The 24,613-nt window shown below is 65.8% G+C and carries 19 protein-coding genes; 14 read left to right on the top strand and 5 right to left on the bottom strand.

Going from position 1 to position 24,613, the window contains the following annotated elements; genetic code table 11:
* Positions 1 to 2: 2 nt before the first annotated feature.
* The 13 genes from murD (at position 3) to ligA (ending at position 17,330) form a co-directional block, all read left to right on the top strand.
* The gene (murD, locus tag WEB61_RS14570) at positions 3 to 1,412 is read left to right on the top strand and encodes a UDP-N-acetylmuramoyl-L-alanine--D-glutamate ligase (RefSeq protein WP_368065066.1); all 1,410 of its coding nucleotides are present in this window, start codon (positions 3 to 5) and stop codon (positions 1,410 to 1,412) included.
* On the top strand, positions 1,409 to 2,557 hold the full coding sequence (gene ftsW / locus WEB61_RS14565) for a putative lipid II flippase FtsW (protein WP_368065065.1): 1,149 nt from the start codon (positions 1,409 to 1,411) through the stop codon (positions 2,555 to 2,557). The genes murD and ftsW overlap by 4 nt, the downstream gene beginning before the upstream one ends.
* On the top strand, positions 2,554 to 3,744 hold the full coding sequence (murG, locus tag WEB61_RS14560; RefSeq protein ID WP_368065064.1) for an undecaprenyldiphospho-muramoylpentapeptide beta-N-acetylglucosaminyltransferase: 1,191 nt from the start codon (positions 2,554 to 2,556) through the stop codon (positions 3,742 to 3,744). Before ftsW ends, murG begins: the two co-directional genes overlap by 4 nt.
* Complete coding sequence (murC, locus tag WEB61_RS14555) at positions 3,744 to 5,180, top strand: UDP-N-acetylmuramate--L-alanine ligase (protein WP_368065063.1); 1,437 nt, start codon at positions 3,744 to 3,746, stop codon at positions 5,178 to 5,180. The genes murG and murC overlap by 1 nt, the downstream gene beginning before the upstream one ends.
* Positions 5,177 to 6,115 carry a UDP-N-acetylmuramate dehydrogenase gene (gene murB / locus WEB61_RS14550; protein ID WP_368065062.1) on the top strand — a complete coding sequence of 313 codons (939 nt, stop codon included), beginning with the start codon at positions 5,177 to 5,179 and terminating at the stop codon, positions 6,113 to 6,115. The genes murC and murB overlap by 4 nt, the downstream gene beginning before the upstream one ends.
* Positions 6,112 to 7,038, top strand: coding sequence for a D-alanine--D-alanine ligase (locus WEB61_RS14545; protein ID WP_368065061.1), 927 nt, complete (start codon positions 6,112 to 6,114; stop codon positions 7,036 to 7,038). Before murB ends, WEB61_RS14545 begins: the two co-directional genes overlap by 4 nt.
* Positions 7,026 to 8,033, top strand: a complete 1,008-nt coding sequence (locus WEB61_RS14540; protein ID WP_368065060.1) for a cell division protein FtsQ/DivIB — start codon at positions 7,026 to 7,028, stop codon at positions 8,031 to 8,033. The genes WEB61_RS14545 and WEB61_RS14540 overlap by 13 nt, the downstream gene beginning before the upstream one ends.
* Complete coding sequence (gene ftsA / locus WEB61_RS14535; protein ID WP_368065059.1) at positions 8,030 to 9,340, top strand: cell division protein FtsA; 1,311 nt, start codon at positions 8,030 to 8,032, stop codon at positions 9,338 to 9,340. The genes WEB61_RS14540 and ftsA overlap by 4 nt, the downstream gene beginning before the upstream one ends.
* Before the next feature lie 178 nt (positions 9,341 to 9,518).
* Positions 9,519 to 11,156: a cell division protein FtsZ gene (gene ftsZ, locus WEB61_RS14530; protein ID WP_368065058.1), complete on the top strand. Its 1,638-nt coding sequence runs from the start codon at positions 9,519 to 9,521 to the stop codon at positions 11,154 to 11,156.
* Between the two features lie 266 nt (positions 11,157 to 11,422).
* Positions 11,423 to 12,391, top strand: a complete 969-nt coding sequence (lpxC, locus tag WEB61_RS14525; protein WP_368065057.1) for a UDP-3-O-acyl-N-acetylglucosamine deacetylase — start codon at positions 11,423 to 11,425, stop codon at positions 12,389 to 12,391.
* Positions 12,392 to 12,596: 205 nt separating this feature from the next.
* Entirely contained in the window at positions 12,597 to 13,466 is an 870-nt protein-coding gene (locus tag WEB61_RS14520; RefSeq protein WP_368065056.1) for an outer membrane protein assembly factor BamD, read from the top strand.
* Positions 13,467 to 13,488: 22 nt separating this feature from the next.
* On the top strand, positions 13,489 to 15,180 hold the full coding sequence (gene recN / locus WEB61_RS14515) for a DNA repair protein RecN (RefSeq protein WP_368065055.1): 1,692 nt from the start codon (positions 13,489 to 13,491) through the stop codon (positions 15,178 to 15,180).
* Between the two features lie 77 nt (positions 15,181 to 15,257).
* Positions 15,258 to 17,330: an NAD-dependent DNA ligase LigA gene (gene ligA, locus WEB61_RS14510; RefSeq protein WP_368065093.1), complete on the top strand. Its 2,073-nt coding sequence runs from the start codon at positions 15,258 to 15,260 to the stop codon at positions 17,328 to 17,330.
* Between the two features lie 44 nt (positions 17,331 to 17,374).
* On the opposite strand, the gene WEB61_RS14505 is transcribed toward ligA, so the two are convergent.
* Positions 17,375 to 18,151 carry an FkbM family methyltransferase gene (locus WEB61_RS14505; protein WP_368065054.1) on the bottom strand — a complete coding sequence of 259 codons (777 nt, stop codon included), beginning with the start codon at positions 18,149 to 18,151 and terminating at the stop codon, positions 17,375 to 17,377.
* A gap of 227 nt (positions 18,152 to 18,378) precedes the next feature.
* Between WEB61_RS14505 and WEB61_RS14500 the strand changes: the two genes are divergently transcribed.
* Entirely contained in the window at positions 18,379 to 19,620 is a 1,242-nt protein-coding gene (locus WEB61_RS14500; RefSeq protein ID WP_368065053.1) for a GNAT family N-acetyltransferase, read from the top strand.
* Here WEB61_RS14500 and WEB61_RS14495 read toward each other — a convergent pair.
* The 4 genes from WEB61_RS14495 to WEB61_RS14480 form a co-directional block, all read right to left on the bottom strand.
* Positions 19,617 to 21,431, bottom strand: coding sequence for an aminopeptidase P family protein (locus WEB61_RS14495; protein WP_368065052.1), 1,815 nt, complete (start codon positions 21,429 to 21,431; stop codon positions 19,617 to 19,619). The two genes, WEB61_RS14500 and WEB61_RS14495, sit on opposite strands and share 4 nt — an antisense overlap.
* 40 nt (positions 21,432 to 21,471) lie before the next feature.
* Positions 21,472 to 21,939, bottom strand: a complete 468-nt coding sequence (locus WEB61_RS14490) for an N-acetyltransferase (RefSeq protein ID WP_368065051.1) — start codon at positions 21,937 to 21,939, stop codon at positions 21,472 to 21,474.
* 4 nt (positions 21,940 to 21,943) lie between these two features.
* The gene (locus WEB61_RS14485) at positions 21,944 to 22,879 is read right to left on the bottom strand and encodes a 50S ribosomal protein L11 methyltransferase (RefSeq protein ID WP_368065050.1); all 936 of its coding nucleotides are present in this window, start codon (positions 22,877 to 22,879) and stop codon (positions 21,944 to 21,946) included.
* 213 nt (positions 22,880 to 23,092) lie between these two features.
* Positions 23,093 to 24,613 (bottom strand): ATP-dependent helicase (locus tag WEB61_RS14480; RefSeq protein WP_368065049.1); only part of this gene is annotated, 1,521 nt, incomplete at its 5' end.

The raw sequence follows: 24,613 nt of genomic DNA, 5'->3' as shown, positions 1-24,613 counted from the left end.
GGATGATCGCGGCAACCGGTTTCGCAAAGCGCAAGGTGGCGGTGTTCGGGCTCGGTGCGTCGGGCCTCGCGACCGTGCGCGCGCTCGAAGCCGGCGGCGCGACGGTGCTGGCGTCGGACGATGCGACGGCAAAGCGCAGCGAGGCGGCCGCGGCCGGATTCAAGATCACGGACATGGCAGGCTGGAACTGGACGGAGATCGCGGCGCTGGTGCTGAGCCCCGGCGTGCCGCTGACCCATCCCGAGCCGCATGCGGCGGTGCGCGCGGCGCGCGCGGCCAGCGTCGAGGTCATCGGCGATATCGAACTTTTCCAGCGCGCGGTGACGGCGAGCGGCACCGGCGCCCGGATCGTCGCCATCACCGGCACCAACGGCAAGTCGACGACGACGGCGCTGATCGGCCACATGATCCGGCGCTGCGGCGGCGAGGCGCAGGTCGGCGGCAATATCGGCAAGGCGGTGCTCGAACTCGATGCGCCGACGCCGGCGACGATCTATGTCGTCGAGGTTTCGTCCTATCAGATCGATCTCGCGCCGAGCCTTGCCCCCGATATCGCGATCCTGCTCAACATCACGCCGGACCATATCGACCGGCACGGGACGCTCGAAGGTTACGCCGCCATCAAGGCACGGCTTTTCGCGCACCAGTCGGAAGGCGACACGGCCATTGTCGGCATCGACGACGCGCTGTCGAAAGACATCTGCACCGGCATCGGCGCGCGGCGCGCGGCGACCGTGGTGCCGATCTCGGTCGGCAAAACGGTCGGCCGCGGCGTCTATGCGATCGACGGCGTCCTTTACGACAATGCCGGCATGCAGGCGATCAAGGCCGGCGACCTGAAAGAAATGCGCACGCTGGCCGGCGCGCATAACTGGCAGAATGCCGCCGCCGCCTATGCGGCGGGCCGCGCGCTCGGCTATACGCGTGAAAAGATCTTCGCCGCTTTCGAGAGTTTCCCCGGTCTTGCGCATCGCATGGAGATCGTGGCCGAGCGCGGCGGTATCCGCTTCGTCAACGACAGCAAGGCAACCAATGCCGATGCCGCCTCGAAAGCGCTTGGCGCCTACCGGCATATCTACTGGATCGCCGGCGGCAAGGCCAAGGAAGGCGGTATCGAAAGCCTCGAAGCCCTCTTCCCGCATATCGCCCGCGCCTATCTGATCGGCGATGCGGCCGACAGTTTTGCCCGGACACTCGACGGCAAGGTCGATTACCGGCAATGCGGGACGCTGGCGCGCGCCGTCGAAGCGGCAACGCAGGATGCGGCGGCCGACGGTGCCGAGATGCGCGTCGTGATGCTCTCGCCGGCCTGCGCCTCGTTCGACCAGTTCCGTAATTTCGAAGAGCGCGGCGATCTCTTCCGCCGGGAAGTGCAGCGTGTTCTCGCCGAAACGGGAGGGGCTGCCGCATGATCCGTCTCGCGCGCACCGACCGCAGCCTCTTCGCCGAATGGTGGTGGACTGTCGACAAGTGGACACTGCTCGGCCTTGTGTGTCTGATGGTGCTGGGCGGCGTGCTGGCGCTGGCCGCAAGCCCGGCGGTCGCCATGCGCATCAACCTGCCGCCGTTCCATTTCGTCTATCGGCAGATGGCATTCTTCCTGCCGGCGCTCGCCGTGATGATCGGCGTGTCGCTGCTCAATGTACGGCAGGTGCGGCGTCTCGCGGCGCTGGTTTTCGTCGCGGCGCTGACGCTGATGGTGCTGACGCTCGTCATCGGTCCGGAAGTGAAGGGCGCGCATCGCTGGCTGCAGATCGGCCCCTTCGCCATCCAGCCATCGGAATTCGTCAAGCCGGCCTTTGTCGTGCTCGTCGCCTGGCTCTTCGCCGAGGGGCAGCGCAGCCCCGGCATTCCCGGTACCGGCATTGCGCTAGGGCTATATGCGGCGGTCGTGGGCATTCTCGTGCTGCAGCCCGATTTCGGACAGTTGATGCTGGTGACGATGGTTTTCGGCGCCATGTTCTTCATGGCCGGGCTGTCATGGGGCTGGATCGGTTCGCTCGGTTCGCTGGCGCTGGCCGGCGTCGTCTGCGCCTACACGCTGATGCCGCATGTCGCGAGCCGCGTCGACCGCTTTCTCAATCCGGACTCGGGCGACACCTATCAGATCGATCGTGCGCTCGACGCCTTTCATGCCGCCGGTTTTTTCGGCCGCGGACCGGGCGAGGGCGAGGTGAAGCGGATTCTGCCGGACGCCCATACCGACTTCATCTTCGCGGTCGCGGCCGAGGAGTTCGGCGTTGTCGTCGGGCTGATGATCATCGGACTTTTCGCCTTCATCGTGGTGCGGCCGCTCCGGCGCGCGGCGGAAGAGCGCGACCTCTTCGTGCAATTCGCGACCTGCGGCCTTGTGGCGCTGTTCGGGTTGCAGGCGCTCGTCAACATGGCGGTCAATCTCAATCTCGTTCCGGCCAAGGGCATGACGCTGCCTTTCATTTCCTATGGCGGCTCGTCGCTTCTGGCGCTTGCGCTCGCGATGGGCATGTTGCTGGCGCTGACGCGGCGCCGGGCGGGCAGCAATGTCGCGCCACCCAGCGAAAGGAGAGCGCAAGCATGAAGCGCCATCCGCAGGGTCCGATCGTCATTGCCGCCGGCGGTACGGGCGGACATCTGTTCCCCGGCCAGGCGCTGGCGCAGGAATTGCGCCGCCGCGGCCGCCGCATTGCGCTCATCACCGACGAGCGCGTGCAGCGTTTCGACCGGCTCTTCCCCGATGCCGACATCTATCCCGTTCCGGCGGCCACACCTTCAGGCAAAGGCGTCGCCGGTCTTGTGAGGGCGGCGCCCGCCATTCTTGCGGGCGTCGTTCGCTCCTTCGCCATTCTCGGCCGGATCAAGCCCGCCGCGCTGATCGGGTTCGGCGGCTATCCGACGCTGCCGCCGGTCGCCGCCGCGATCCTGCGCGGGGTCCCGGTCTGCGTGCATGAGCAGAATGCGGTTCTCGGCCGAGTCAACCGGCTGGTCGCGTCTCATGTCGGCGCCATCGCCTCCACTTTCGATGCGCCGAAATTCCTCAAGGCTCGGGACGCCGGCAAGCTGGTGCTGACCGGCAATCCGGTGCGCGACGCGGTGATCGCAGTCGCCGGCAGGCCCTATGCCGCGCCGGAGGGGCAGGACCCCATTCATCTGCTGGTCTTTGGCGGCAGCCAGGGCGCCAAGGTGATGAGCGATGTCGTGCCGGGCGCACTGGCGCAGCTTCCCGAAGCGTTGCGCGGGCGGCTGTCGGTGGTGCAGCAGGCGCGCGTCGAGGACATCGAACGCGTGCGCGCGATCTACGCCGCCGCCGGCATCGATGCCGAACTCAGTTCTTTCTTCGACGACATGCCGGAGCGGATTGTGGCGGCCCATCTCGTGATCGGCCGCTCGGGTGCCTCGACCATCAGCGAGCTTGCGATCGTCGGCCGGCCCTCGATCCTGGTGCCGTTGCCGCACTCGCTCGACAACGACCAGAAGGCCAATGCCGAAAAGCTGGCAAGCGCAGGCGCGGCCTGGGCGATCGAACAGAAAAATTTCACCGAAGAGGCGCTGGCGACCATGCTGACATCCTTGCTGGCCGATCCGTCGCGCCTTGCTGCCGCTGCGCGCGCGGCGCAGGCCCAAGGCCAACCCAACGCCGTGCGCGATCTTGCCGATCTCGTCGAGCGGCTCGGCCGCGGCGAGCTGCCCGCGCTCGGCACGCAGGCGCGGTCCGCGGACACGGCCGGCGGCCCGGGCGTCCTCAATTTCGCGATCGGAGGTGCATGATGCGTCCGGCACCTCTCGACATGGGCAATATCCATTTCGTCGGCATCGGCGGCATCGGCATGAGCGGCATTGCCGAGATCATGCACAATCTCGGCTATACGGTGCAGGGCAGCGATCTTTCCGAGAGCGCCAATGTCAAACGGCTCGCCGCGCTCGGCATCAAGGTATTTATCGGTCAGAAGCCGGAGAACCTTGCCGAAGCGGCTGTCGTCGTCGTTTCGTCGGCGATCAAGAGCGACAATCCGGAACTCATGGAAGCGCGGGCCCGCTTCCTGCCGGTGGTGCGGCGCGCCGAGATGCTGGCCGAGCTGATGCGGCTGCGCTCCTGCGTTTCGGTTGCCGGCACGCATGGCAAGACGACGACGACGTCGCTGGTCGCGGCGATCCTCGACAGCGCGGGCTTCGATCCTACCGTCGTCAATGGCGGCATCATCAATGCCTATGGCACCAATGCGCGGCTCGGCGGCGGCGAGTGGATGGTCGTCGAAGCGGATGAGTCCGACGGGACCTTCGTCAAGCTGCCGTCGACCATTGCCATCGTCACCAATATCGACCCCGAGCATCTCGACTATTACGGTTCGTTCGAGGTGGCGAAGGATGCGTTCCTCGCCTTTGTCGAGAATGTGCCGTTCTATGGCTGCGCCGTCATGTGCGTCGATCATCCGGAAGTGCAGGCGTTGATCGGGCGCGTGCGCGACCGGCGTATCGTGACCTATGGCACCAATCCGCAGGCCGACATCCGCGCCACCAATATCCGTGTCGAAAACGGCTTCAACACGTTCGACGTCACGATCACCGACCGCAAGACCGGGGAAATGCGCGAGCTTGCGGGCGTTCATCTCGCCATGCACGGGCAGCACAACATGCTGAACAGCCTGGCGGCGATCGGCGTGGCGCTGCAAATGGGCATTACCGACGAACGCATCCGTGCGGCGCTGGAAAGCTTCGGCGGCGTCAAGCGGCGCTTCACCTATGTGGGCGCCTGGAACGGCGTCAGCATTTACGACGATTACGGGCATCATCCGGTCGAGATCGCGGCCGTGCTGCAGGCCGCGCGCTCGGCGACGCAGGGCCGCACCGTCGCCGTGGTGCAGCCGCACCGCTACACGCGGCTGCACAGTCTGTTCGACGAGTTCTGCTCCTGTTTCAACGATGCCGATGCGGTGATCGTGGCCGATGTCTACGAGGCGGGCGAGAAGCCGATCGAAGGCGCGAGCCGCGACGCGCTGGTGGAGGGCCTGCGCGCCCGCGGCCACCGCAACGTGACGGCGCTCGAAAGTCCCGAGGCGCTGCCGGCGCTGATCGCACAGGCGGCCTCGCCGGGCGACCTCGTCGTCTGTCTCGGCGCAGGCAGCATCACCTATTGGGCGAATGCGCTGCCCGAACAGCTTGCCGCGCTCGATGCGGCGGCGGCGAAAAAGGGGAGGGGGAAATGATGGCCGCGCGCATTTCCGCTCAACATCTGATCGACCGGCTGCCGGCCGTGCGCGGCGCGCTTTTGGCCGATGCGCCGCTGGCGCCGCTCACCTGGTTCCGCGTCGGCGGCCCGGCCGAAGTCCTGTTCCGGCCGGCCGATGCCGACGATCTTGCCGCGTTCCTCGCGGATTGTCCGGCCGATGTACCGGTGACGGTGATCGGCGTCGGCTCCAATCTGCTGGTGCGCGACGGCGGCGTGGCGGGCGTCGTGATCCGGCTCGGCAAGGGCTTTGCGCAGATCGAGGCACTGCCGGGCGATCGCCTGCGTGCGGGCGCGGCGGCGCTCGACGTGGCGGTGGCGCGCGCAGCGCAGGAAGCGGGCATTGCGGGGCTCGAATTCTATCGCGGCATTCCCGGATCTATCGGCGGGGCACTCAAAATGAATGGCGGCGCCTATGGCCGCGAGACCAAGGACGTGCTGGTCGAAGCGGTTGCCATCGACCGGGCGGGCAAGCGCCATGTGCTCCCGAATGCCGAGATGGGCTACAGCTACCGCCATTGCGGCGCGCCGGACGATCTGATTTTCGTCGAGGCGGTTTTTCAGGGCGCACCCGGCGACAAGGCCGAAATCGCCGCGCGCATGGACGAGATCACGGCATCGCGCGAGGCGACCCAGCCGATTCGCACACGCACCGGCGGCTCGACGTTCAAGAATCCGGATGCCCTGAAGTCGTGGCAGCTGATCGACGCGGCCGGCTGCCGCGGGCTCAGGCGCGGCGGGGCGCAGGTGTCGGAGCTCCACTGCAATTTCCTCATCAATACAGGTGAGGCGCGGGCCGTCGATCTCGAGGATCTGGGTGAAGACGTGCGCGCGCGGGTGAAGGCACAGAGCGGCGTCACGCTCGAATGGGAAATCAGGCGCATCGGCGTCCGCAACGAGGGAGGCGGAGCATGAGTTCGACCAAGCATGTCGCGGTCCTGAAGGGCGGCTGGAGCGCCGAACGCGAGGTCAGTCTCGTCACCGGCAAGGGCTGCGCCGAGGCGCTGAAAGCCCATGGCTATCACGTGACCGAGATCGATGCCGGGCGCGATCTGGCCGACCAGCTTCTGAAAGCGCGGCCCGATGTCGCTTTCAACGCGCTGCATGGCCGCTGGGGCGAGGATGGCTGCGTGCAGGGGATGCTGGAAATTCTCCGCATGCCCTACACGCATTCCGGCGTGCTCGCCTCCGCGCTTGCCATGCACAAGGAGCGCGCCAAGGCGGTGTTCCGTTCCGCCGGGCTGCCGGTCGCCGAAAGCATCGTGGTGCCGCGCGAGCAGGCGGCGCTCGGCCATGTGATGGACCCGCCCTATGTCATCAAGCCGGTCAGCGAGGGCTCGTCGGTCGGCGTCTTCATCGTGCGGGCGGGCGACAACCGGCCGCCGTCCGAGCTCACATCGCCCGACTGGAACCTCGGCGAGGATGTGATGGCGGAGCGCTATATCGGCGGGCGCGAGCTCACCTGCGCCGTGATGGGCGAGGAAGTTCTCGGCGTTACCGAGATCATCGCCAACACGACCTTCTACGACTACGAGGCCAAATATCAGACCGGCGGTTCGCGGCACGTCATTCCGGCGCCGATCGAGGCCGATGCCTATGCCGAGGTACAGCGGGTGACGCTGGCCGCGCACAAGGCACTCGGCTGCCGGGGCGTTTCCCGCGCCGATTTCCGCTTCGACGACACGCGTCCGGGCAAGGGCGAACTCGTTCTGCTCGAGGTCAACACGCAGCCCGGCATGACGCCGACATCGCTGGTGCCGGAGCTTGCCAATCTCGCCGGCTATTCCTACGCCGAACTCGTCAGCTGGATGGTGGAGGACGCGTCATGCGATCGATGAAGAAAGTATCGCGCACCGGCGTTCGCGCCGCGCCGCGGCGGGGTGCCAAAGGCAAGGTCGCGCCGGGCAAGCGCCGCAACACGCCCTCGACCCGCGTCTTCGGGCGCCGCTCGCAGCGGCCGCAGGGACCGGTCGGACGCTGGCTCGCCGAAATCGGCACTGGCGAGTTTCCGATGCGGCCGTTCACGGCCGGGGCGGCGGCGCTCTTTGCCGGCGTCGTTCTCTACGGGCTGTTCGTCGGCGGGCATGTGGCCGAGGGCGCCAACGGGCTCGCCGAGCGGACAAACCGTTTGCTGGCGCTGTCGGGTTTCAGCATCCAGGACGTGACCGTGACAGGACGCGTGAGGACCGACAAGCAGGCGCTGCTCGAGGCTGCCGGCACGAAGCGGGGCGATCCGATTTTCGGGTTCGACACCGAGGCGGCGCGGCAGCGCGTGGAGCGGCTGGGCTGGGTCGAATCGGCAACCGTGACGCGGCTCCTGCCCGATGCCATCCGCATCGAGGTGACGGAGCGGACGCCGTTCGCGCTCTGGCAGCGCGGCGGCATGCTGTCGGTCATCGATGCCGAAGGGCAGCCGATCACGGACGAGGATGTGCAGGAATTCGCGCATCTGCCCTTCATCGTCGGGTTCGGCGCGCCGCGCGAGGCGCCGGCGCTGCTGAAACTGATGCAGGCCGAACAGCCGCAACTGCTGCAGCGCGTGCGCGCTTTTGTGCGGGTCAGCGGGCGGCGCTGGAACCTCAGGCTCGAAAACGGCGTTGACGTCAAGCTGCCGGAAAGCGGCGTCGAGAAGGCGCTGGCCGATCTCGTGGCGCATGACGCACGTCATCGCATTCTGTCGCGCGACATCATGGCGGTCGATCTGAGGCTTCCGGACCGGGTGTCGGTTGAGCTGGCGCCGGGCGCCGGATCGGCGCAGGGCATCGCGGCCGGCATCAAGAACAAGAACGGCATTGTCCGGCCCGGGGCGGCCGGCATTGGGAGCGATACATGAATATGGTCAGTCTCGGCTCGCGGAGTTTTCAGGGACGGCCCGTTACGACGGGGCGCTCGGGAACGATTGCGGCGCTCGATGTGGGCTCAAGCAAGATTTCCTGCTTCATCGCGCGGATCGAAGCGGGGCGGATGGCAAACGGCCATGCGCCGGTGCGCGTGATCGGCATCGGCCATCAGGTGTCGCGTGGCATACGCGCAGGCGCCGTCGTCGACATGGACGCCGCCGAGGAAGCGATTCGCGTTGCGGTCGACGCGGCCGAGCGGATGGCGGGCGTGACGATCCGGGATGTGATCGTCGGCGTGTCGGGCGGCGAGCCGAAGAGCCAGACGGTCGGCGTCAAGGCGTCGGTCTCGGGAGGGGAGATCGGCGACAGCGACCTCGGCCGGCTGATCGGCCATGCCCAGAACAACTTCCAGCCCGAGGGCCGCGACGTCCTGCACGCTATCCCGACCAACTACAGCGTCGACGACAGCCGCGGCGTGCGCGATCCGCGCGGTATGTTCGGCGAGCGACTCGGCGTTGAGGTTCATATGGTCAGTGCGCTGCGCGGCCCCTTGCGCAACCTCGAACTCTGCATCGAACGTTGTCACCTCTCGGTCGCCGGCATTGCCGTCAGTCCCTATGCGAGCGGCCTCGCCTGCCTCGTTGAGGACGAAATGGACCTCGGCGTCGCCGTCATCGACATGGGCGGCGGCACGACGTCGCTCGGCATCTTCTTCGAAGGAGCGATGGTTTATTGCGATTCCGTGTCGATTGGCGGGAATCATATTACCAATGACATTGCGCGGGGGCTCTCGACGCCGCTCGCCCATGCGGAACGTATGAAGACACTGTACGGCAGTGCGCTGGCGAGCCCGTCGGATGAGAGAGAGATGATCGATGTGCCACAGGTCGGCGAGAGCGATGCCGATTCGGCCAACCATATTCCGCGCTCGATGCTGACGGGCATCATCCAGCCGCGGCTCGAGGAAACGTTCGAACTGGTGCGCGACCGCATGGACGCGAGCGGCTACGGACGTCTGGCGGGGCGCCGCGTGGTGTTGACCGGCGGCGCGAGCCAGCTCAACGGCGCGCGCGAACTCGCCGCGCGGATGCTCGACAAGCAGGTCCGTGTCGGCCAGCCGATCCGGTTGACGGGCCTTGCCGATGCGACCGGCGGTCCGGCCTTCTCGACCTGCGCAGGTCTGCTCATCTATTCGCAGATTTCGCCGCTCGACGTGGCGGGCGCGGAGGATGAAACCGAAAACGGTTCGTCCGGCGGGCAGTTCCGCCGCTTCAGCCGCTGGCTGAAGGAGAATTTCTGATGAGACACATCACCAACATCGATGTGCGACGACGAAGTGGGCAATCGCAACGGGCGCCCTGCCGGCGGCGGCAGGGACGGCTCGCAGGCCCGCCGGGAAGACGGGTTATCGAACCGCCGCCAGACACAAGCGCGGCAACACCGACCCGGATTTTCACTACTGCTCCCAGGAGGCTGACATGAGCATCAAACTTTCGGTTCCCAAGGAAAAGGAACTCAAGCCCAGGATCACCGTTTTCGGCGTCGGCGGCGCCGGCGGCAACGCGGTCAACAACATGATCGAAGCCGGTCTCGAAGGCGTCGACTTCGTCGTCGCCAACACGGATGCACAGGCGCTGGCACTGTCATCCGCCGAACGGCGTATTCAGCTCGGGGCGTCGATCACCGAGGGTCTGGGTGCCGGATCGCGTCCGGAAGTCGGCTGCGCGGCTGCCGAGGAAGCCCTGCATGAGATCGTCGAGCACCTTCAGGGTGCCCATATGGTCTTCATCACGGCCGGCATGGGCGGCGGCACCGGCACGGGCGCCGCTCCCGTCATTGCCCGCGCGGCGCGCGAGCATGGCATCCTCACCGTTGGCGTCATCACGAAGCCCTTCCAGTTCGAGGGCTCACGGCGTATGCGCCTCGCGGAGGAAGGCATTCGCGATCTGCATCAGTATGTCGACACGCTCATCATCATCCCGAACCAGAATCTCTTCCGGGTGGCGAACGAGAACACGACCTTTGCCGATGCCTTCGGCATGGCCGACCAGGTGCTGCATTCGGGCGTCGCCGGCATTACCGATCTGATGATGAAGCCCGGTCTCATCAATCTCGACTTCGCGGATGTGCGCACCGTGATGAACGAGATGGGCAAGGCCATGATGGGGACCGGCGAGGCGAGCGGCGAGAACCGTGCGATCGAAGCGGCGGAGGCGGCCATTTCCAACCCGCTGCTCGACGAAGTGTCGATGAAGGGGGCCAAGGGTGTCCTCATCAACATCACCGGCGGCATGGACCTGACGCTTTACGAAGTCGACGAAGCGGCCAATCGCATCCGCTCCGAGGTCGATCCCGACGCCAACATCATCGTCGGTTCGACCTTCGACAGTTCGCTCGACGGCCGCATGCGCGTCTCGGTCGTGGCGACGGGCATCGAGGCGGAGGGTGCGACGCTGGCACGCCCCGAACCGCAGACGGCGCAAATTCGTGTCGTCGCGCAAACCCGGGTGGCGCCGGCCGCCGCGCAGGCTCCTGCCAATCCCGTCCAGGCGCAGGTCGAGCACATCGAAGAGCGGATGGCGCCCGCGGTTCAGGCCGATCTCGGCATCGAACCGGCCGCGCCGCCTCGCGGAAGCTACGATGCGGCGGATTACGAGGCCGAAGTCATCATCCACAAACCAGAGCCCCGGCATCAGCCGGAGCCGCAGGCGGAGATGGAGGCGCCGGTCGTGCCAGCCGCCGCGGTTCGTGCCGAGGCCAAGGGACATCCGTTCATTCCGGGCGATCTTGACCGGGCGCAGACCGGCAAGGCCGACATCCCGGGCTTTCTCGGTCAGAGGCCGGCTGCCCTGCAGCAGTCCCGCGCTCCGCGAAAGGGACCCGGTTTCTTCGAACGCCTGACTGGCAGCCGTCGCAAGCCGGATGCTTCGGAAGCGCCGGCACCGCAGCGCCGCGAGCCGGTCGTCGCTCAGCGCAAGCCGGAACCGGCGCGTCCGGCGGAGCCTGCAAGGCCGCAAGAGAGCCTGTCGCCGGCGACCGAAAGCCGTCTCGTGCGTCCGTCTTATGAGGAGGAACAGCTCGAGATTCCGACTTTCCTGCGTCGTCAGGCCAACTGAAAAAACGGCTGTCCCGGCCCATTTTGGGGCAGCTCTGCACGGTAAACCCGCCCGTTTCGGCTCTCGCGCCGGCGGGCGGGCTTTCCTTTTCGAGTCAATCGGTTAACTCACGGTTCCGATACGTAACATTCAGTAAAAATCTGTTATTTGAGACGATTTTGACACACTGCTAGAACCTACCCGAAGCCAGCTGGATATGGGCGGCCGGTCTTTTTTGGGGGACTTCTCAGGTGTTTCACGTGCGTAAATCCGAATTTGAAACGATCATGCTGGAGACCGTCCGGCGCCAGCGGCGCGCGGCGGCACTGCCCTATCCGCAGATGACGCTTGCGGTGCCCGTCGCCATCGAAGGCGCGGCGCTTCACAGTGGCAAGACCGTTCGCATGACGCTGCGTCCGGCGGATGCCGATCACGGCATCGTTTTTCGTCGCATCGATCTCGAAGGCGGTCGCGACGTGACGGATATTCGGGTGCGTCATGACCGTGTCGTCGAGACCACGATGTCGACCGTGGTCGGCAATGCGGCCGGTGCGCGGGTCGGCACGATCGAACATTTGATGGCGGCGCTTTCGGGTTTGCGTGTCGACAATGTGCTGATCGAAATCGACGGCGATGAAGTGCCGGTTCTCGATGGCAGCGCCGAGGTTTTCGTCGACCGGATCGAGGCGACCGGCCTGACGGCGCTGGATGCGCCGCGCCGCGCCATTCGTATCCTGAAGCCGGTCGTCGTCGAGGACGGCGCGAAGCGCGCCGCGCTTCTGCCGGGCGATGGTTTCAGCCTCGCCTTTGAAATCGATTTCGACAATCCGGTGATCGGCCGCCAGGCGATCGAGGCGGATTTGTACGATCCCTGCTTTGCCGACGATATCCTGCGCGCCCGGACCTTCGGTTTCCTGAAGGACCAGGAGGCCTTGCGCGCCGCCGGGCTCGGGCAGGGCGCCTCGCTCGAGAATGCGATTGTCATCGATGGCGAAAACATCCTCAATGAGGACGGCCTGCGCTACGAAGACGAGTTCGTGCGCCACAAGCTGCTGGACGCCGTGGGCGATCTCTCTCTGTCGGGGCTGCCGCTGCTCGGCCGCTACGAAGGTGTGCGCTCGGGCCATGCAATGAACAATCGCGTGCTGTGCGCCTTGATGGCCGATGAAACGGCCTGGGAAGTGGTCGATTTCGTCGAAGCGTCCCGGCCTGCTTATGCGGCGGAACGCGAGATGTTGGCCATTTCGGCCGACTGAGCGCCGATCTCCCGGACTCACTGGAATTTCTCTTGAACCGGCTCCGGACGCATGCCTCGCCTTGCCGGCGGGCGCTCGTTCCCGCTATGGCCTCCCGGCGCATCTTGAGATAGAAACAGGCAGGGATTGTGCCCCGTGCCAGGCGAATCGCGTCTTGCGATGCCGGCGCCGCTCCGGAACATCGAACCAAATGGACGTTGCCCGCATGAGTTCTGTTCGCCTGTCTTTTTCCCGCAACGCCGCCGTCCGGCCCGCGTTCGGCCTGCGTCTCGCGCTGACGGGGGCGGCCGCGCTCGCCCTTGCCGCGCTCGGCGGCTGCGCCAGCGATGAAATTCCCTATGAGGAGCGTGCGGTCGAGCAGATCTACAACAAGGCGATGGACCATATGGAGGAAGGCCGCTACATCCCGGCCGCCAAGGAGTTCGACGAGGTCGAACGCCAGCACCCCTATTCGGAATGGGCGCGCCGCTCGATGCTGATGAGCGCCTATGCCAACTACCAGGTCAACCAGTACGACGAGACCATTCTCAACGCGCAGCGCTTTATCTCGCTGCATCCCGGCAACAGGGACGTGGCTTATGCGTATTATCTGATCGGCCTCAGCTATTACGAGCAGATCTCCGATGTCGGTCGCGACCAGAAGATGACCGAAGACGCCGTGAATGCCTTTACCGAACTGGTGCGCCGCTTTCCGGCAAGCGAGTATGCGCGCGATGCAAGGCTGAAAATCGAACTTGCGCTGGACCATCTGGCCGGCAAGGAAATGGAGATCGGCCGCTACTATCTCAATCGGCATGACTACATCGCCGCGATCAACCGCTTTCGCGTTGTCGTCGAGCGGTATCAGACGACATCCCACACGCCCGAAGCGCTGGAGCGCCTGACCGAAGCCTATCTGGCGCTCGGCATCCAGACCGAGGCGCAGACGGCGGCGGCGATCCTCGGCTACAACTATCCCGGCAGCGACTGGTACGAGGACAGCTACGCGCTGCTTGCGGGCTATGGCCTCGAGCCGGTCGAAAACAAGGACTCCTGGATCAGCCGGACCTGGCAGTCGGTCACATCGGTCTTCTAGATACAGCCATAAGGCGCGTTTTATGCTCGCCGCCCTGTCCATCCGCGACATCGTTCTCATCGATAGACTGGAACTGACGCTCGATCGGGGCCTGTGCACGCTGACGGGCGAGACGGGCGCCGGCAAGTCGATTCTCCTCGACGCATTGGGGCTCGCGATCGGCGCGCGCGCCGACAGCGGCCTTGTCGGCCAGGGGGTCGAGCAGGGCAGTGTCACCGCCGTTTTCGACGTGCCCGCCGCGCATCCCGCCCGCGCCATTCTCCGCGACAACGGCCTCGATGCCGAGGGCGATCTCATTCTGCGCCGCGTGCAGACGCGCGACGGGCGTTCGCGCGCCTTCGTCAACGACCAGCCGGTGAGCATCGCGATGCTGCGGCAACTGGGCGACGAGCTCGTCGAAATTCACGGCCAGCACGACGAGCGCGGCCTGCTTGACGCTTCCGGCCACCGGGCGATCCTCGATGCTTTCGGGGGCCTTGAGGGCAAGGTCGGCGAGGCGCGCAAGCTCCATGCGGCGGCTGCCGCCGCGCGCACGGCGCTTGCCGAACACGAGGCGCTGCTTGCGCGCGCCAAGGCCGAGCAGGATTACCTGACCCATGTCGTCGGCGAGCTCGACGAGCTGCAGCCGCAAGCCGGCGAGGAAACGGCGCTTGCCGAAGAGCGCACGCTGATGATGCATGCCGAGAAGATCGCCAGCGACCTCATCGAGGCCGACGAGGCGCTGAGCGGCGATGGCGGGCTCGATGCGCGGCTCAACGTGGCGCTCAGGCGTCTTGCCCGCGTTGCCGAGCAAGCGGGCGGGCGGCTCGATGCCGCCATCGAGGCGTTGGAACGGACGCTCAACGAGGCGGCCGAGGCGCGCGAGCGGATCGCCGAGGCGATGCGGGCGATGGAGTTCGACCCGGCGCGGCTCGAAAAATCCGAGACGCGGCTCTTTGCGCTGCGTGCGGCGGCGCGCAAGCACAATGTCATGGTCGACGACCTAGCGGCGCTGGCCGGCAAGCTGCGCGCGCAGCTTGCCGATATCGAAGGCGGCGAGGCGAAGCGCATGACGCTCGCCAAGGCCGCCGACGCGGCGGCTGCGGCCTATGCGGCGCATGCGCAGGCACTTTCCGAGGCGCGGCGAAAGGCGGCGGCGAAGCTCGACCGCGAAGTCGCGAAGGAGCTGAAGCCCCTGAAGCTCGACAAGGCGCAGTTCAGGACGCGGATCGATGTGCTGCCCGAAGCGCAGGGCGGGCCGGAAGGCATCGACCGCGTCTCCTTCCTCGTTTCGACCAATCCCGGCGCGCCCTTCGGGCCGCTCATCAAGATCGCCTCGGGCGGCGAGTTGTCGCGCTTCGTGCTGGCGCTGAAGGTGGCGCTTGCCTCACGCGGCAGCGCGCCGACGCTGATTTTCGACGAAGTGGATTCGGGCGTCGGCGGCGCGGTCGCCGAAGCGGTGGGCTTGCGTCTTGCCGAGCTCGCAAAGGCCGCGCAGGTCATCGTCGTCACCCATTCGCCGCAGGTCGCGGCGCGGGCCCTGCATCATTTCCGCATTTCGAAAAGCGCGACCAACGGGTCGGGCGGCCGGACGAAAGCGGAACGGCTGGCGACGCGCATCGAAACGCTCGACGCCGGCGAACGCCGCGAGGAAATCGCACGCATGCTGGCGGGCGCCACCGTCACCGACGAAGCGCGCGCCGCCGCCGACCGGCTGATCGGGAGCCATCCGTGACACGTCGGGCCGAAAAAAAGGGAGAGACGGCCAAGGAAAGCACGGGCGCCGGGCTGAAGCCTGTCGACCACCTCACCATGGAGGAGGCGGCCGAGGAGCTGGCGCGGCTTGCCGCCGAGATCGCCGAGCATGACGAGCTTTATCACCGCAAGGACGCGCCGAAGATTTCGGACGCGGCCTATGACGAACTGCGCAAGCGCAACGAGGCGATCGAGCAGCGCTATCCCGAGCTTGTGCGCGAGGACAGCCCGTCCTTGCGCGTCGGCGCGGCGCCCGCCGAAGGCTTCGGCAAGGTTCTCCACAAGGTGCCGATGCTGTCGCTGTCGAATGCTTTCGACGATGCCGATGTGCGCGATTTCTGCGCGCGCGTCCGGCGTTTTCTCAACCTCAAGGAAGACGAGACGCTCGCCGTCACCGCCGAACCCAAGATCGACGGGTTGTCGGCGGCGCTGCGCTACGAGAATGGAAAATTCGTGCTCGGCGCGACGCGGGGCGACGGGCGCGAGGGCGAGAACGTCACCGAGAATCTCAGGACCATCGTCGACGTACCGAAGGCGTTGAAGGGGAAGAATATTCCCGATGTCGTCGAGATTCGCGGCGAGGTCTATATGAGCCATGCCGATTTCGCCGCCCTCAACGAGCGGCAGAAGGAAGCGGGCAAGCCCGTCTTCGCCAATCCGCGCAATGCGGCGGCGGGATCGCTGCGCCAGCTCGACGCGAAAATCACCGCGAACCGGCCCTTGCGCTTCTTCGCCTATACATGGGGCGAGGTTTCGGCGCTGCCGGCCGATACGCAAGAAGACGTCATCGGCGCCTTCGCCAAATGGGGTTTCGCGGTCAATCCGCTGTTCCGGCGCTGCGGCAGCGTGGACGAACTGATCGCCTTCTATCACGATGTCGAGGAGCGCCGCGCGACGCTCGGCTACGACATCGACGGTGTCGTCTACAAGGTCGACCGGCTCGACTGGCAGAACCGTCTCGGCTTCGTCTCCCGCTCGCCGCGCTGGGCGATTGCCCACAAGTTCCCGGCCGAACAGGCGATGACGGTGCTCGAGAAGATCGAAATCCAGGTCGGCCGCACCGGCAAGCTGACGCCGGTGGCGCGGTTGAAGCCCGTCACCGTCGGCGGCGTCGTCGTGTCCAATGCGACGCTGCACAACCAGGACGAGATCGAGCGCCTCGGCGTGCGGCCCGGCGACACGGTGGTGGTGCAACGCGCGGGCGACGTCATTCCGCAGATCGTGCGCGTGGTCGAGGAACAGCCGCGCGGGAAAAAGAAGTTCGTCTTTCCCGAGACCTGCCCCGAATGCGGCAGCCATGCGGTGCGCGAGGTCAATCCGAAGACCGGCAAGATGGATGTCGACCGGCGCTGCACCGGCGGCCTTGTCTGCCCGGCGCAGGCGGTGGAGCGTTTGCGTCATTTCGTTTCGCGCAACGCTCTCGATATCGAAGGCCTTGGCGAAAAGCAGATCGCGGCCTTTTATGCCGACGGGCTGATCGCGCGGCCCGACGATATTTTCACGCTCGAGGCACGCGACAAGAGGAGCCTCAAGAAGCTGAAGGACCGCGAAGGCTGGGGCGAGACCTCGGCGCGCAACCTCTTCGACGCCATCGATGCGCGGCGCAAGGTCGATCTCGATCGCCTGATTTTCGCGCTCGGTATTCGCCATGTCGGCGAAACCAATGCGCGGCTCCTGGCGCGCAGCTACGGCACGCTCGAAAATTTCGAGGCGCAGATGCGTGCCGCGGCGGATCGCGAGAGCACGGCCTGGGGAGAACTCATGTCGATCGACGGCGTCGGCGAGGTGCTGGCCGAGGCGCTCATTGACTTCTTCGACGAGCCGCACAACCGCGAGGTTCTGGCGGGCCTGAAGAAGGCCGGCGTCACGGCCGTGCCGCTGCCCGAGCAGGAGACGGGTTCGCCGATCGCCGGCAAGACGGTCGTCTTTACCGGCAGCCTCGAGCGGATGACGCGGTCCGAGGCCAAGGCGCGGGCCGAACAGATGGGGGCGAAGGTCGCGGGCAGCGTCTCGGCCAAGACCGATCTCGTCGTCTACGGGCCGGGGGCGGGCTCCAAGCTCACACGCGCACAGGAACTCGGCATCGAGACCATCACCGAGGACGAATGGATGGAAATGGCCGGCGCCTGAGCCGGTTCCCGTTTTTCGTCGTTTCCGTGAAACGATGAACGACTCTAGGCGGGAAGAAAAATGAAGTTGTTGATGTAGTCGGCCATTGTTCGCGGTTCGCGATGACGCGCGTTGAGGTCGATCTGCCGCACATCCGTCAGTATGTTGTCGACCAGTGCGAAGGCCTGGTAGCCGTAACCCTCGACGACCGCGATGGCTTCCTTGATCGGGCGCTTCGTGTGCCGTTCCTCCATCTCGATGACCATGACGGGGCGCTCGCGCCGGATTGTCTGCTCGGCTCCTTCCAGAACCTGGAGTTCGCTGCCTTCGACATCGATCTTCATGAAGCCGACATTTTGCAAGTTCAATTCGTCCAACCGCAGCGTTTCTACGGTCAGGCTGCCATAATTGTCGGCCACCTTGATCTTGCTGAGCGATCCTCCCTGGTTCGAATAGCCTTTGCGGTTTCTCGGGATACGAAACTCGGCTTCGCCGGTCTCGTTCGAGAGCGCCACCTGATGGGCGCTCACATTGCTGCCTGCGCCGGTTTTGAGCAGCCCGAACATTTTTGGATTGGGCTCGAACGCATGCACCTCGGTGCACAATCGGCGCAGCACATGCGTCCACACGCCCTTGTTGGCGCCAATGTCGAGCGCCATGCGATTGGCATCGGCGAGAAAGGGAAGGAGTCGAAGCTCCTTCTCGCCTTTCCTCAATTCCTTGTGAACGCGATAGGCAAAGTAGAGACGCGAAGGGAAGAGGCCATGTTTCAGCCGTTCCTCGAATGAAAGGACCGGCGCCCACGCTTCGCCCTGCCGGATGCTCGCAGCGCCTTCGTCCATTCGACCCCCGCTTCCAGACCCGGCCGGGGCCCCTGACTCTGATCCAGTGTCCGGTAAAAAGCCCCCCGTGGCGACACTACGGAAAAGATACCGGCGGTCAAGTTTGCCCATCCGGGCCGGCACTTGTGTCCGTTTCCACTTCCCATGGTCAGACGATTTTAACCCGGTCCGGGCGAAAATTCCCCGTTTCACTCTCCGGCCGCCGGGGCCGGAAGTCCGGGGTATTCATGGAAGCCTTGCTGATCCTGCAAGAGGTGGCGCTGCTCGACCAGTTGCTCTACGCGGTCGGGCTGATGGGCGCCGCGACGGCGGATGAGCGTCTCGAGGCGCGTCCGGCCTCGCCCGTAACCGTCGCGACGCTGCGCACGCTAGCCGCGGTGCAGGCGCTCGCGCCCGAATGGCGGGCGCTCGAGGCGCGCGCCTCGGCGACGGCGACCGCCTTTCAGGCCTGCGATCTTCATCTCGCCTGGGCGCGGCATTTCTGCGACACGCAGACCGAACTGCGTCTCGTGACGCTCCGGCGCAACGGACGGCTTGTGCTGGTCTGGCCGCTTGCCGTGCAGTGCGGGCTGCTCGGCGGCGTCGCTTCATGGGCGGGCGATCCGATCGGGCAATATGGCGATGTCGTCGTCGAGGCGGGACCGGACCGCGACCGCTGGATTGAGGCGGCCTTTCGCGAGATCGATGCCTGGGGCGATGTCGCCTTCCTTCATCTCCGGGGCGTGCGCGCCGACAGCGCGGTGGCGCGCTGGGCGGGCCGGCGCGGCCGCCGGATCGGCATGACGCTCGAAGCGCCCGCGCTCGATCATCGGCCGTTCGAGAATGCCGAAGCTTTCGCGCAGGCTGGCTGGCCGCCGGCAAAGCGCAACGTCAAGCGCATCCGGAAACTCGAAAGCCTGGGCGGCATGAATTTCGAAATGGTCGAACCCGGCGAGCGCGCGCAGGCACTGGTCGGCGCCGGTTTCGGCTTCAAGCGCGCATGGCTCGACCGGCGGGGTCATTTCGGCCGCGCCTTCATCGATGCCCGTCTCGAGGCCTGCCTCACGGAACTCGCCGGCGATGCGGGTGCGCGGTCGGGTCTTGTCGTTTCGCATCTTTCTGTCGGCGGCGAAACGGCGGCGGTCGAAATCGGTTTCCGTCATGGCGGCGTCCACTACGCCTTCATGGGCGCTTTCGCGCCGGACTTTGCGAAATACAGCCCAGGCAATGTCGCCACCGAATTCACGATCCGCGCCTGCATCGATGCGGCGGATGTTGGCGAATACGATCCGCTGCCGCCCGCCGACGCCTACAAGCTCGCCTGGTCGAACCGCCGCGTCAAAGTGCGCGATTACGGGTTTGTGATCGGCTGGCCGGGCTTTGCGGCCTGGCTCTACGCCACCCGTCTGCGCCCTGCCGCCAAGACGCTCTATGAGCGCCTGCCTCTGAAGCTGAGGCAGGGGTTGCGGGTGCTGCGGGCGAAACCCTAAACCGCCCGTGTTGCCGTTTCCAGCCAGGCGCGCGTCTCCGCGTCGAGGCCGTCCGCCAGCGCCTCGCGCACGCTGGCGTGATAGGCGTTGAGCCAGGCCACTTCTTCGGCCGTCAGCAGATCCTTTTCCACCAGCGCGAGGTCGATCGGCGCCAGCGTCAGCGTTTCGAAACCCATCATCATGCGCTCGCCGCCATCGATCGGGGCGGGTGGCGTCACCACCAGCAGGTTCTCGATACGGATGCCGAAGCCGCCGGGTTTGTAGTAGCCGGGCTCGTTCGAGACGATCATGCCGGGTTTCAGCGGCTGGTGGCCCATTTTCGAAATGCGCTGCGGCCCTTCATGTACGGACAGATAGGAACCGACGCCATGGCCGGTGCCATGGTCGTAGTCGAGGCCCGATTTCCACAACGCCAAGCGCGCAAAGGCGTCGAGCTGCGCGCCGGAGGTGCCTTCCGGAAAGCGCGCCGTTGCTATGCCGATATGGCCTTTCAGAACCCGCGTAAAGCGGTCGCGCTGTTCGGCATCGGGTGTGCCGATGGCGACGGTGCGCGTCACATCTGTCGTGCCGTCCATATATTGCGCGCCGGAATCGACCAGAAAGAGTTCGCCCGGTTGCAGCGCGCGGTTGGTGCCCTCGGTGACGCGGTAATGCACGATGGCGCCGTTGGCGCCCGCGCCCGAAATCGTGTCGAAGCTCAAATCCTTCAATTCGCCGCTTGCCGAGCGGAATCCTTCGAGCCGCTGCGCTGCCTCGATTTCGTCGACGCTGCCCTTCGGCGCCTCGCGCGCCAGCCAGGCGAGGAATTTCGTCAGCGCATGGCCGTCGCGCAGATGCGCGGCGCGGGTGCCTTTGACTTCCGCCTCGTTCTTGCAGGCCTTCGGCAACTCGCAAGGGTCGGTCCCGCGCTTCACCTCGGCGCCGGCATTTTTCAACCGGTCGTCGATCCATGAAGCACAAGTCGTCGGATCGACCAGCACGGTCTTTTTCTTGCGGCCGAGTTCGTCGAGTGCCGCCCCGAGCTCGTCGCGCGGGCGAATGCTCACCACATTGCCGAGATGGGCGCGCGCCGCATCGTCGAGCTTGCGCTCGTCGATGAAGAGTTCGGCGTGGCCGTCCTCATGCAGCAGCGCGAAGGAGAGCGGCAGCGGCGTATGCGGCACGTCCTGCCCTCGAATGTTGAAGAGCCAGGCGATCGAGTCCGGCATGGTCAGCATGGCGGCGTCGGCATCCGTGCTCATCAGTTCGGAGGCGAGCCGCTTGATCTTGTCGGACGCCGCCTCGCCCGCATAGTCGAGCGGGTGGGGCGCGATTTTCGCGGTCGGCGGGTCGGGCTGGTCGAGCCAGATCGTGTCGAGCGGGTTGGCATCGACCGGCACCAGCAGGCCGCTGGCCTTTTCGGCCGCCTTCCGAAGCCGGGCCACCGCGTCGATCGTGTGCAGCCAGGGGTCGTAGGCGAGCCGCGCACCCTTCGGCAAATTCTCCTCGATCCAGCGCGTCGGCGGCTCTTCCATCAGATGTTGCGGTTCGAAAGTGTCGATATCGACCTGGCCGCGCACCTGCAGCGTGTAGCGCCCGTCGATGAAGATCGCCGCCTTGTCCATCAGCACGATGGCGAGCCCCGCCGAGCCGTTGAAGCCCGTCAGCCAGCGCAGCCGCTCGGCATGGAGCGGCACATATTCGCCCTGATGCTCATCGGCGCGGGGGATGAGAAAGCCGTCGAGCCCGCGCCGTTTCAATTCGGCGCGCAGCCGCGCGGCGCGTTCGATGCCAAGGGCAGGGTTTGCGGTGTCGTCAAAGGTCTGGAACATGGAATGAATGTAAGTTGCGCCGCGGGGCGGGGCAATGGGGTCAGAGAGCGCTCGTCCACCATGTCGATGCAATCGAAAGCCCTTCTTCCGCCAGCATCGCCTTCTTGGCGGTGTGGGCGTCGGGCGCCACGACCACCGTCTGGGTCGCTCCCTTGTCCCTGGCGCGGGCCAACGCCGTGCGCAGCAGGTCGCGGCCGGTGCCTGGCCAGAGGTCGTCCCCGGCCACCGCGAAATCGTCGATCAGGCAGGTCTTGCCACCCGGCGAATAGACCGGCGGCGCATCCTGCAGCATCGCGATCAGGAAACCGTCGATCTTTCCGTCCGTTTCGCTGACCAGTGTAATGATTTCGGGATTCCCGACCAGCACGCCGAACCAACCTTCCGACATTGCGGCGCTGGCTTCTGCCTTGCGCCAGAATTGTGGCTGCCATTCTTCGAGCCGCCGTCGCGCCGCCTCGATCAGCGCGACCATCGCGGCGACATCTTCTGCTTTCGCATCGTGGATCATTGGCTCACCCCCTCATCCTCAACGTCACCCAGTCGCCCTTCGGCTTGCGCGAGACGAGGCGCAGGCCCTGCATCGCCATGGCGCTCGCCACCATGTTCTCCTGCGTCCGCAATATGCCCGACAGGATCAGCGTGCCGCCCGCCGCCAGATGCCTGCCGAAAGCAGGCGCGAGCCTCACCAGCGGGCGGGCGAGGATATTGGCGACGATCAGGTCGTAAGGCGCGCCGGCTGCCAGCGCCGGATGGGTGAAACCCGCTGCCGTCACCGCCTTGATCCATGGGCCGACGCCGTTTGCCCGCGCATTGCGCCGCGTCACCTCGACGGCGACCGGGTCGATGTCGGAGGCCAGCACCGCGCGATGCGTCGCCTTTGCGATGGCGATGGCGAGCAGTCCGGTGCCGGTGCCGATATCGAGCGCGTTGACGGGCGGGCGTTCATCGAGAAGTTCGGAGATATATTCAAGGCAGCCGGCCGTCGTCGCGTGATGGCCGGTGCCGAAGGCCTGATTGGCCTCGACCTCCATCGGGATCGCGGCCGCCGGCACCTTGTCCGCGTCATGGCGGCCATAGACGAAAAAGCGCCCGGCGCGGACCGGTGCCAGCCCCTCCAGCGATTTCGCCACCCAGTCGGTGTCGGGCAGCGGCTCGATGCGCCAATCTTCCGCCGCCGCACCGGTTTCGCCTTCGACCGGCGCCAGCAGCGTGCGCAGCGCCGCTTCGTCGGGTTCTTCCGCATAGAGACATTCGACGCGCCAGCGCCCATGCGCCTCGACCTCGTTCCAGTCGGATGCGGTTTTGACAAGCGGTGCGTTACCGGGCTCGGCCTCGACCGTCGACACCGCCAGCGCTTCCGGCGCAAAGGCGGCTTCCAGCGCCTCCGAAAACGCCTCGGCCGCCTCGTAAGGCACGATGAAGGAGAATTTCCAGAGCGGGGTGGTCATCGTGAGGTTGCCACCCTCAGTGCAACAACTTCCGTGTCACCCCGGCGAAAGCCGGGGCCCACTCGCAGTGCCTCTTGCCGCAGTGCTTCATGCCGCGCATCGGCGCTGCGTGCAATCGCTCTTGCTGAGGGAACCAATGGGTCCCGGCTTTCGCCGGGATGACACTGTTGTGTCTGGCTGATGCCATCGGGAATGCTGGCAGACCCATTCACCTCACACCCGCTCCAGGAAACTGTCGATCACTTTCTTCCGGCCGGCCTTGTCGAAATCGACCGTCAGCTTGTTGCCGTCGATCGAAAGCACTTCGCCATAGCCGAATTTCTGGTGGAAGACGCGCTCGCCGGTATTATAGCTGGCCGCCGACGGATCGCTGGTGGCGACCAGTTCGCCATGGGCCTCATAGGCGGGCGGGCGGACGCGGGAGGCCGCTTCGGCGTTTTCCTTCGCGCGGCGCCAGCCGGGGCTCGTGTAGTTGCTGTCGCGGGCGAAATCCTGCGCGAAGCGGCTCTGGCCGTAATTCTGGTAGCTGGCGCCCGCCATCGCGCTTTCGGTTACCTCGACATGGTCCTTCGGCAATTCGTCGATAAAGCGCGAGGGCAGGGAGGATTGCCACAGCGCATGAATGCGGCGGTTGGCGGCGAAGGAAATATAGGCGCGTTTCTTGGCACGCGTGATGCCGACATAGGCCAGCCGCCGTTCTTCTTCGAGCCCCGCCAGCCCGTTCTCGTCGAGCGAGCGCTGATGGGGGAAGAGACCTTCCTCCCAGCCAGGCAGGAACACCGTGTCGAATTCGAGCCCCTTGGCCGCGTGCAGCGTCATCAGGTTGATCTTGTCGGCGGTGTCGTTCTGCTCGATCTCCATCACCAGTGAAATATGTTCGAGATATCCCGCCAGCGTCTCGTGATGCTCCATCGAGCGGATCAGTTCCTTGAGGTTTTCGAGCTTGCCCGGCGCGTCGGCGGATTTGTCGTTCTGCCACATCTCGGTGTAGCCGGATTCATCGAGCACGATTTCGGCAAGCTCGGTATGCGGCATGCCGGGCACCAGCGCCCGCCAGCGCTCGACCATTTCGACGAAACTGGCCAGCGCGCGGCGTGCGGCGGGCTTCAGTTCCTCGCTTGTCACCAGCATTTTCGAGGCGCGCAGCAGCGAGATGCCTTCGGCGCGGGCGAGCCGGTGGATCGTCTGCAACGCCACATCGCCGAGGCCGCGGCGCGGGCGATTGACGATGCGCTCAAAGGCGAGATCATCGTCGCCCTGCGCGATCAGGCGGAGATAGGCGTTGGCATCGCGGATTTCGGCGCGCTCATAGAAGCGCGGGCCGCCGACGACGCGATAGGGAATGCCGAGATTCATGAAGCGGTCTTCGAATTCGCGCATCTGGAACGAGGCGCGCACCAGGATCGCCATTTCGCGCAGCAGATGGTCCTGCCGCTGCAATTGTTCGGCTTCCTCGGCGATCGCGCGGGCTTCCTCCTCGCCGTCCCAATAGGAGGCGACCTTGATCTTGTCGCCTTCATTGTCGTTGGCTTCGGTCCAGAGCGTCTTGCCGAGGCGTTGCTCATTGGCGGCGATCAGGCCCGAGGCGGCGCCCAGAATATTGGCCGTCGAGCGGTAGTTGCGTTCGAGGCGGATCACCTTGGCGCCCGGAAAATCCTTCTCGAAGCGCAGGATGTTGTCGACCTCGGCGCCGCGCCAGCCATAGATCGACTGGTCGTCGTCGCCGACGCAGCA

This window comes from Parvibaculum sp. (assembly GCF_040882025.1).
Classification (GTDB): Bacteria; Pseudomonadota; Alphaproteobacteria; order Parvibaculales; family Parvibaculaceae; genus Parvibaculum.
Note: the sequence above shows the minus strand (reverse complement) of the source record. Positions and strands in the feature narration are given on the sequence as shown.

What these genes read in the sequence shown, in the direction of transcription:
- murD (WP_368065066.1), top strand. Translation starts at nt 3, where the DNA reads ATGATCGCGGCAACCGGTTTCGCAAAGCGCAAGGTGGCGGTGTTCGGG.
- ftsW (WP_368065065.1), top strand. Translation starts at nt 1,409, where the DNA reads ATGATCCGTCTCGCGCGCACCGACCGCAGCCTCTTCGCCGAATGGTGG.
- murG (WP_368065064.1), top strand. Translation starts at nt 2,554, where the DNA reads ATGAAGCGCCATCCGCAGGGTCCGATCGTCATTGCCGCCGGCGGTACG.
- murC (WP_368065063.1), top strand. Translation starts at nt 3,744, where the DNA reads ATGCGTCCGGCACCTCTCGACATGGGCAATATCCATTTCGTCGGCATC.
- murB (WP_368065062.1), top strand. Translation starts at nt 5,177, where the DNA reads ATGATGGCCGCGCGCATTTCCGCTCAACATCTGATCGACCGGCTGCCG.
- WEB61_RS14545 (WP_368065061.1), top strand. Translation starts at nt 6,112, where the DNA reads ATGAGTTCGACCAAGCATGTCGCGGTCCTGAAGGGCGGCTGGAGCGCC.
- WEB61_RS14540 (WP_368065060.1), top strand. Translation starts at nt 7,026, where the DNA reads ATGCGATCGATGAAGAAAGTATCGCGCACCGGCGTTCGCGCCGCGCCG.
- ftsA (WP_368065059.1), top strand. Translation starts at nt 8,030, where the DNA reads ATGAATATGGTCAGTCTCGGCTCGCGGAGTTTTCAGGGACGGCCCGTT.
- ftsZ (WP_368065058.1), top strand. Translation starts at nt 9,519, where the DNA reads ATGAGCATCAAACTTTCGGTTCCCAAGGAAAAGGAACTCAAGCCCAGG.
- lpxC (WP_368065057.1), top strand. Translation starts at nt 11,423, where the DNA reads ATGCTGGAGACCGTCCGGCGCCAGCGGCGCGCGGCGGCACTGCCCTAT.
- WEB61_RS14520 (WP_368065056.1), top strand. Translation starts at nt 12,597, where the DNA reads ATGAGTTCTGTTCGCCTGTCTTTTTCCCGCAACGCCGCCGTCCGGCCC.
- recN (WP_368065055.1), top strand. Translation starts at nt 13,489, where the DNA reads ATGCTCGCCGCCCTGTCCATCCGCGACATCGTTCTCATCGATAGACTG.
- ligA (WP_368065093.1), top strand. Translation starts at nt 15,258, where the DNA reads ATGGAGGAGGCGGCCGAGGAGCTGGCGCGGCTTGCCGCCGAGATCGCC.
- WEB61_RS14505 (WP_368065054.1), bottom strand. Translation starts at nt 18,151, where the DNA reads ATGGACGAAGGCGCTGCGAGCATCCGGCAGGGCGAAGCGTGGGCGCCG.
- WEB61_RS14500 (WP_368065053.1), top strand. Translation starts at nt 18,379, where the DNA reads ATGGAAGCCTTGCTGATCCTGCAAGAGGTGGCGCTGCTCGACCAGTTG.
- WEB61_RS14495 (WP_368065052.1), bottom strand. Translation starts at nt 21,431, where the DNA reads ATGTTCCAGACCTTTGACGACACCGCAAACCCTGCCCTTGGCATCGAA.
- WEB61_RS14490 (WP_368065051.1), bottom strand. Translation starts at nt 21,939, where the DNA reads ATGATCCACGATGCGAAAGCAGAAGATGTCGCCGCGATGGTCGCGCTG.
- WEB61_RS14485 (WP_368065050.1), bottom strand. Translation starts at nt 22,879, where the DNA reads ATGACCACCCCGCTCTGGAAATTCTCCTTCATCGTGCCTTACGAGGCG.